Origin of the sequence: Halochromatium sp. (genome assembly GCF_046541315.1) — a bacterium.
Classification (GTDB): domain Bacteria; phylum Pseudomonadota; class Gammaproteobacteria; order Chromatiales; family Chromatiaceae; genus Lamprobacter.
In genome coordinates, this window is the sequence record NZ_JBKHDN010000143.1 from 1 (window position 1) to 7,440 (window position 7,440).

Here is a 7,440-nt window from a genome sequence, read left to right on the forward strand (position 1 = left end):
TCGACCAGGTACCACCATGCTCTCCCGCGTCGCCGAGACCCTCTACTGGCTTGCTCGCTATATCGAGCGGGCCGAGAACACCGCCCGGATCGTCAACGTCAACGCCAATCTGCTGTTGGATCTGCCCAAGGGCATCGCGCCCGGTTGGAAGCCGTTGGTCGATATCACCGGCGCCAACGGTCTGTTCGAGGAGCATTACAAGGACTATGGCGAACGCCAGGTGATGCGCTTCCTGCTCGGCGACGAGCGCCATCCCGGCTCGATCCTCTCGGCGCTCGCGGCGGCGCGCGAGAACTGCCGCACCATTCGCGATTTCGTGCCGCGCGAGGCCTGGGAGCAGATCAATGGCCTGATGCTGTTCGCCCGCGAGGGCTTACAGAAGGGGCTGACCAAGACCGGTCGCCACGCCTATCTGCGCGGCCTGATCACCAATAGTCAGCTGATCACGGGGTTGCTCGACGGCACCATGCTGCACGATCAAGGCTTCGAGTTCCTCAAGCTCGGTCGCTATCTGGAGCGCGCGGACATGAGCACGCGCATCGCCGATGTGCACTCGGCCACGTTGCTGCCCGATGCCGACGAGGTGCGTCCCTACGACAATATCCAGTGGGTCAGCGTGCTGAAGTCGATGACCGCCTATCAGATGTATCGTCGCAGCACCCAGATCCGGGTGCAGCGCGGGCCGGTGCTCGGCTTCATCTTCAAAAGCCCGCGTTTTCCGCGCTCGCTGCGCTGGTGCATCGATCACACACGCATCGGTCTTGAGCGTCTGCCGCGCAATGAAGCCAGCCTGCGGGTCAACGGGCGCCTGGCGCGCGCGCTGGATGCCGCCGAGCTGGACGGTTTCAGCCAGAAGGAGCTGCATGATTTCATCGACGAGCTACAGCTCGGGATCGCCGAGCTTCATGGCGAGATCGCGCAGACCTGGTTTCCGCCGCTGATCTCGGCCAGCGCGGCCTGAGGCGCCTTGGCGGCAGTTGATCGGGGTCTGCTCAAGGGCGGAGACCAGCGCAGAGCCAGTTGCAGAGCCAGTTCCAGATCGGGGGCGATTAAGATGCAGACGCTTGCGCCACGCAATTGCCGTGGCTGGGGCGCTGTGGCAGCCTAGACGATCGGTTCACCATGACAAGAGGCAAGAATTCATGCGCGTCATTCTGCTCGGCGGACCGGGTGCGGGCAAAGGCACCCAGGCAGGCTTCATCAAGACCCATTTCAATATCCCGCAGATCTCGACCGGGGATATGCTGCGCTCGCACGTCAAGGCCGGCACCGAGCTTGGGCAGGCGGCGAAGAAGATCATGGACGAAGGCGGACTGGTCTCGGACGAGATCATCATGGGCATGGTCAAGGAACGGATCAGCGAGCCGGATTGCGAGAACGGCTTCCTGTTCGATGGCTTCCCGCGCACCTTGGCCCAAGCCGACGCGCTGAAAGAGGAAGGGGTGCCGATCGACGCCGTGGTCGAGATCGATGTGCCCGACGAGGAGATCGTCAAACGCATGGCCGGGCGGCGCGTGCATCCCGCCTCCGGGCGCACCTACCATGTCGAATACAACCCCCCTCGGGAAGCGGGCAAGGATGACGAGACCGGCGAGGCATTGATCCTGCGCGATGACGACAAGGAGGAGACGGTGCGGGAGCGACTGAAGGTCTATCACGCGCAGACCGAGCCGCTGATCGCCTATTACTCGGCCTGGGCCGAGAAGGGCGGCGAGGGAGCGCCGAGCTATGTGCGCGTCGACGGCGTGGGCGAGATGGACGCGATCCGCGACAAGATCCTCGCCGGCCTCGAGGCCCAAGCGCGCTGAGGCCCGGCCGGCAAGAGGCCGGCCCGGCCGTTCGATCAGGCGCGGGTGCCGCAATGGCACCGCGCGCGCTCAGCGAGCCGATCGGGTGAGGCGAGCGATCCGCTCGGCGATCGGATCAAGACCGCGCGGGTCAGGCGGGCTTGCGAAAATGGATGATGCCCCAGCTCAGATAACCGTTACGGCCGCCTTCGACCCAATGCCCGAGTCCGGCGAGCATGCGCTCGACGTAGTCATCCGAGACCTTGCCCTTGAGCGCGTCGCGTTGCTCGCGCAGGGTGTCGGCGACGCGTGAGTAATGCGTGATCAGGTTTTCGGTCATGTCCAGGACCTCGACCTCTTCCCAACCGAGTCGCTTGGCCTGTTCGCGGTAGAACGCGAACGATCCCAGGCTGGAGAGATGGATGCGGTCGAAGATCGGCTGCAGCACGCCCTCGGGACAAGCGTCGGCCTGCATCGGATCGGTGAAGATCAGCTCGCCGCCGGGCTTGAGCACCCGGTCGATCTCGTCCATGACCTTGTCGCGATGACCGGAATGGAGGAAGGCATCCTGCGACCAGGCGACATCGAAACTCGCAGCCGGCGCCGGGACGTCCTCGAAGCTGGCGTCGACCACCTCGATCAGATGATCGAGCCCCGCCGCTTGGTTCATCTCGCGGTCGCGTCGGTTCTCGGCCTCGCTCAGATTCAGCGCCAGGACCTGGCAGCCGAAACGCTTGGCGAGATGGCGCGCGGCGCCGCCATAGCCAGCGCCAAGGTCGATCACGCGCGCGTCCGGACGCGACAGCGGCGCGGCGATGCGGTCGGCGATGCGCTCGACGGTGCGGGCGGAGGCGTTCGCGATCGGCTCCTCGGCACTCTCGTAGAGGCCGATGTGGATATCCTCGCCACCCCAGACGTGATAGTAGAAATTGTCCGCGTCTTCGCTGTTGTAGTAGCTGCGCGCGGTCTCGACGGCGTCTGAATAGGATTGCTTCATCCATTACCCCCAAGATAGGCCTTCTCGGCAAAATGAATGAAGAAATCGGGTTCGCTCTCGCGGTAGGTTTCCTGGAAGTCGCCATAGGTGTCGACGCGCTGGAATCCGACCTCTTTCATCAGCCGTTGCACATAGGTCTTGCGCAGCGGATACATGTTCAGATGATAGGTGGAGCCGTCGCCGAAGCTGTACTTGAAGCGTGCAAGCGACTCGTCGATATGCTCGGGCTCGGCGCGCACGCTGTCGCCGCAGTAATAGTAGTTATGGGTGGGCTTCACCTGATGATCGAGCAGGGCGTCGTAGTTGCGCTGATCGAGCACCAGCACGCCGTCGTGACGCAGCGTGGCATAGAACTCGGCGAGCGCCTTGCGCCGATCGGTATCCTCGTGCAAGTGGGTGAAGGAATTGCCGAGGCAGATGACGGCGTCGTAAAGGTCGTGCACGCTCTGGTTCAGCCAGCGCCAGTCGGCATGCACGGTGCGTAGGATGTGGCCGCGCTTGCGAGCGTTCTCGAAGGCCTTGGCCAGCATCACCGGGCTGCCGTCGGCGCTGGTGACCTCGAAGCCGGCCTCGAGCAGCTGCACCGAGTGGTAGCCGGTGCCGGTGGCGACGTCGAGCACCTTTTTGGCGCCGCGCTCGCGCAGTTGTTCGATGAAGAAATCGCCCTCGGCCTTGGCGCGACCGTCCCAGTTGATCAGTTCATCCCATTTGTCGACGAAGCCATCGATGTATTCTTCTCGATACTTTTCGCTATCGCGCACGGCGAGTGGATCACCGCCGTAATTTTGTTGTGTCACGGGTTGCTGCATGGTCTGGCTCTCTGGTCATGGCTGCGCGAAGCACCGCGCCACCGCTGATGAGTACGGGCATGGCGTGACGAGACGGCGGTTCGCGAGCGGAGTGAGCCGTTCCGCGCTGCATCACTGGATGTGCGGAAGAACGGCGAAGAGGGCACTATAGTACATCGTACCCGAAGCTTTTGGAACGCCGAGCATGCGTTTTAGCGCTTGTCACGCGCACAAGGGGTTCTTCAACCATATGAAAATAAGCGTTTTATGTCGGGTTCGAGGGCGCTGACGCGGGCCGAAATTCGTTTGTGACCAAACTTTATGACCAACTGTTGACGGATAGATGATGATGACGACTGCGGATAGCCGTTGTGACGAGGTGTTGATCGCCCTGCGCCGGGTGATTCGGGCGGTGGGGTTGCATTCGCGCCAGCTCGAGCGCAGCCATGGGCTGACCGCGCCGCAGGCCCTGGTGTTGAAGACCATCATCGGCCTCGGCGAGGCCTCGGTGGGCACGGTGGCCAAGCGCATCAGCCTGAGTCAGGCGACGCTGACCGATATCCTGAATCGTCTGGAGAATCGCCAGCTGGTGGCGCGCGCGCGCTGTCGTAATGACCGCCGCCGGGTGCTGGTCAGCGCGACCGCGCAGGGGGTGGCGGTCATGTCCTGCTCGCCGCCCTTGCTGCAGGAGGCCTTTGTGCAACGCTTCCTCGCGCTCGAGGAGTGGGAGCAGAGCCTGCTGATCTCGTCGCTGCAGCGGATCACCGCGCTGATGGGTGTCGAGCAGCTCGATGCGTCGCCGGTGTTGGTGGCCGGGCCGGTGAGCGCCGCTGGCGAGCCGCTGGTCGCGGTGGCCGACGGCGAGGACGAAAGCTTTTCGGATCTCGGCTAGTATGCGGCTCGATGACTCTTGCCCCATTGCCGAGATCGCGAGCCCGTGAAGACTGCCAGTATTGCCTATCGTGTCGCCGACTTCCTGCGCCGCCATCCGCCGTTTCAGTACCTCGAGGAGTCGGAGCTGCTCGAGCTGGTGTCTGGCGGCCGCGTCCTCTTCCATGAGGATGGCGAGTTGGTGTTCGAGCATGGCCAGAAGCGTCGCCCCTATCTCTATGTGATCCAGAAGGGCGTGGTGCGTCTCGTCGACTACTCGGACGAGGCCGACGACGGCGAGGTGGTCGAGATCCTGCGCGATGTGCGCGGCGAAGGCGACCTGCTCGGGGTCGGACGCTATCTCGGCATCGCCGAGCACACCCACACCGCGCGCACCGAGACCGAGGTCATCCTCTACGCCCTGCCGGCGGACCTGTTCTGGGAGCAGATCAAGCGTCATTCGCGCGCCAGCCACTTCATGGCGGCCTACTTCCGGGTGGCGATCACGCCGCCAGGCCTTGATGGCGATCCGTCTCGCGCCGACGACCTGCGGCTCGGGCGGCGTCCGGTCGACTGGATGGCAAAACGGGTCGAGCACTTGCCCGACGCGGTCATCTGCGGCCTCGAGACGCCGGTGCGCGAGGTCGCGGCGCGCCTCGCCGATCAGCCGCCCGGCGCCGCCGCCGTGGTGGTGGACGATCAAGGCGCGCCACGGGGCCTGATCTCGACGCGGCAGCTCAGTGATCGCGTCGCCAGCGCGGAATTGCCGCTCACGGCGCCGGCCGCGCGCCTGATGGCGCCGGTCACCGATGTGCTGCGCCCGGGGCTGCCGGCTGGCGTCTATCTGACGCGAATGCTCGAGCTGCAACTCGAGCATCTGGTGCTGACCGAGGACGGCTGTCATCGCGGACCGGTGCGCGCGGTGCTGGCGCGCCGCGATCTGGCCCGCATCGAGGCGGCGGCGCCGCTCGCGATCGTCGAGGATATGGCGCGGGCCGGTGGCATCTACGAGTTGTCCGGCCTGCTGGCGCAAGGTCAGGCCTTCATTGCCGCCGGGCTCACCGATGCCGAGGCCTTGCGCTGGTTGGCGCCCATGGCCACCGCGCTCTACGCGGCGGTGCTGCGCCGGGTGGTGGTGCTGGTCGAGGGCGCCTTGCGCGCCGAAGGCCATGCGATCCCCGATCTCAAGCACTGCTGGGTGTTCTTCGGCGCCGCCGGCCGCGGTGAGCTGACCACCCTCTACGACCTCGATCATGGGCTGATCTACGACGAGCCCGAGCCCGATCAGCGGCGCGCCGCGCGTGGCTATTTCCTCGAACTGGGGCGCCGGGTCAGCGCCGCGCTCGCCGCCTGTGGCTTCGTCAGCACGGCCAAGGGCATCGTTTCCGGGCATCCGAGCGCCTGTCGCTCGATCAACGAGTGGGAGATCGGTTTCAGCCATTGGATTCGCCAGCCGCTCGAGAGCTGCGTCTATCGCGCCACCTCGTTCTTCGATCTGCGACCGGTGCATGGCGATTGCACGCTGGTGGCGCGCTTGCACCAGCATATCCATCGCGAGGAAGACCAAAGCCCGGGCTTCGTGCCCTTGCTGGTGGCGGACTCGATGGCCAATCTGCCGCCCTTGACCTTCTTCCGTGGCCTGGTCATCGATGACGATGGTCGCTATACCGAAACCCTGGATGTGCAGCGCGCGACCCTGCAGCCGGTGGTCGACCTGGCGCGCGCGCTGGTGCTGGAGGCCGGCATCGACCAACCGGCGGGCACGCTCGAGCGTCTGGGCGCGCTCGCTCCCGATGATCGGGAGGCGGCGGTCTTGGTGAACGAGACCATCGCCGCCTTCCGCAACGCGCTCTACTACCGGACCCGCGCTGGCTTGTCGAGCCATTCCGATGGCAGCCAGATCGAGCCCTCCAAACTGACGCGGCTCGAGCAGAATCTGCTCAAGTCGGGTTTTCGCACCGTGCTCGGGCTGATGGAGTACGTGGGCAAGCGTTATGGCGCCGCGCCAAGACGCTAGATGACGCCAAGAGAAGACCAAGATGCCGGACGCTGCCAAGATGCGAGGTGATACTGAGACGATCGAAAGCCCAGCGCTTGCCTCGACATTGGTCGCCTATCGCTCGGCATTCGAGCACAGCTGGAGCGACGACGATGACCTCGAGCAGGTGCGCTTCTGCGTGCTCGACTGCGAGACCACCGGGCTCGACCCCAAGCGTCATCGCATCGTCAGCATGGGCGCGGTGGCGGTGACCGAGGGGCAGATCGATCTCGGCGATCATCTCGAGGTCCTGTTGCGGGTGCGTTTCAACACCGCCGCGACCCTGGTGCATGGCATCACGCGCAGCGAGACCCAATCTGCGCTGGAGGAGTCGGAGGCGCTTTCGGCCTTGCTGCGCTATCTCGGCGATGGGGTCATCGTCGGCCATCACATCGGCCATGATCTGGCGATGATCGACGCGGCCTTGGCGCGCTATGGCGACGAGCGCTTGCGCAACCGGCACCTGGATACGGGCCAATTGACGCTGGCGCTGATCGAGGAGGGCGCCTTCGGCCCCGAGCCCGGTCTCGAGGATCTCTCCTTGGATGGGCTGTGCCGCTTCTTCGGGGTCGTGCCGCACGACCGCCACACGGCGCCTGGCGATGCCTTTCTGACCGCGCTGATCCTGCTGCGGTTGTTACGCGTGGCGGCGCGTTCCGGACGCGCAACCCTGGCCGAGCTGCTGCGCCCACCGGCGTCCAATGCCTATCGCCATTCGCCCTGACACGCGGACACGAACATCCCGTGGAACCTCGGCTTCTAGGCCAGTGTCGTCCGGCAATCAGGTTGAGCGGCCATAGGAGCCTGTCCGACTTCGGTTTCGGAATCGCGCGATGACGGCTGGTGACTTTTTGGAGGTCTCGGTTGGTTCTTGCGCGGAGTTGACTGGCCTGGCCTCAGTCGAGCCGCTCAACCGCGAAGTCGACCACCTGTCGCTGTTGCTCGCTAAAGGCGATGCCG

Annotated in this window: 7 protein-coding genes; 5 read left to right on the forward strand and 2 right to left on the reverse strand. The window is 64.9% G+C overall.

Annotated features, from left to right (window positions below):
• Both ACLFQI_RS09920 and adk read left to right on the forward strand, forming a co-directional pair.
• Positions 1-961 (forward strand): alpha-E domain-containing protein (locus ACLFQI_RS09920; protein ID WP_410758954.1); only part of this gene is annotated, 961 nt, incomplete at its 5' end.
• 181 nt (positions 962-1,142) lie between these two features.
• Positions 1,143-1,808: an adenylate kinase gene (adk, locus tag ACLFQI_RS09925; RefSeq protein WP_410758955.1), complete on the forward strand. Its 666-nt coding sequence runs from the start codon at positions 1,143-1,145 to the stop codon at positions 1,806-1,808.
• A 130-nt stretch (positions 1,809-1,938) separates the two neighbouring features.
• On the opposite strand, the gene ACLFQI_RS09930 is transcribed toward adk, so the two are convergent.
• A complete protein-coding gene (locus ACLFQI_RS09930) occupies positions 1,939-2,784 on the reverse strand; it encodes an SAM-dependent methyltransferase (protein ID WP_410758957.1) in 846 nt (281 codons plus the stop codon).
• Entirely contained in the window at positions 2,781-3,593 is an 813-nt protein-coding gene (locus ACLFQI_RS09935) for a class I SAM-dependent methyltransferase (RefSeq protein WP_410758959.1), read from the reverse strand. The genes ACLFQI_RS09930 and ACLFQI_RS09935 overlap by 4 nt, the downstream gene beginning before the upstream one ends.
• Before the next feature lie 328 nt (positions 3,594-3,921).
• On the opposite strand from ACLFQI_RS09935, the gene ACLFQI_RS09940 reads away from it, so the two are divergent.
• From ACLFQI_RS09940 to ACLFQI_RS09950, 3 genes are read left to right on the forward strand one after another with little or no spacing between them, the layout of a single operon-like run.
• On the forward strand, positions 3,922-4,464 hold the full coding sequence (locus ACLFQI_RS09940; RefSeq protein ID WP_410758961.1) for a MarR family winged helix-turn-helix transcriptional regulator: 543 nt from the start codon (positions 3,922-3,924) through the stop codon (positions 4,462-4,464).
• 45 nt (positions 4,465-4,509) lie between these two features.
• A complete protein-coding gene (locus ACLFQI_RS09945) occupies positions 4,510-6,459 on the forward strand; it encodes a DUF294 nucleotidyltransferase-like domain-containing protein (RefSeq protein ID WP_410758962.1) in 1,950 nt (649 codons plus the stop codon).
• 22 nt (positions 6,460-6,481) lie between these two features.
• On the forward strand, positions 6,482-7,204 hold the full coding sequence (locus ACLFQI_RS09950; RefSeq protein WP_410758964.1) for a PolC-type DNA polymerase III: 723 nt from the start codon (positions 6,482-6,484) through the stop codon (positions 7,202-7,204).
• Positions 7,205-7,440 lie beyond the last annotated feature (236 nt).

What these genes read in the sequence shown, in the direction of transcription:
- ACLFQI_RS09950 (WP_410758964.1), top strand. Translation starts at nt 6,482, where the DNA reads ATGCCGGACGCTGCCAAGATGCGAGGTGATACTGAGACGATCGAAAGC.
- ACLFQI_RS09930 (WP_410758957.1), bottom strand. Translation starts at nt 2,784, where the DNA reads ATGAAGCAATCCTATTCAGACGCCGTCGAGACCGCGCGCAGCTACTAC.
- ACLFQI_RS09940 (WP_410758961.1), top strand. Translation starts at nt 3,922, where the DNA reads ATGACGACTGCGGATAGCCGTTGTGACGAGGTGTTGATCGCCCTGCGC.
- ACLFQI_RS09935 (WP_410758959.1), bottom strand. Translation starts at nt 3,593, where the DNA reads ATGCAGCAACCCGTGACACAACAAAATTACGGCGGTGATCCACTCGCC.
- adk (WP_410758955.1), top strand. Translation starts at nt 1,143, where the DNA reads ATGCGCGTCATTCTGCTCGGCGGACCGGGTGCGGGCAAAGGCACCCAG.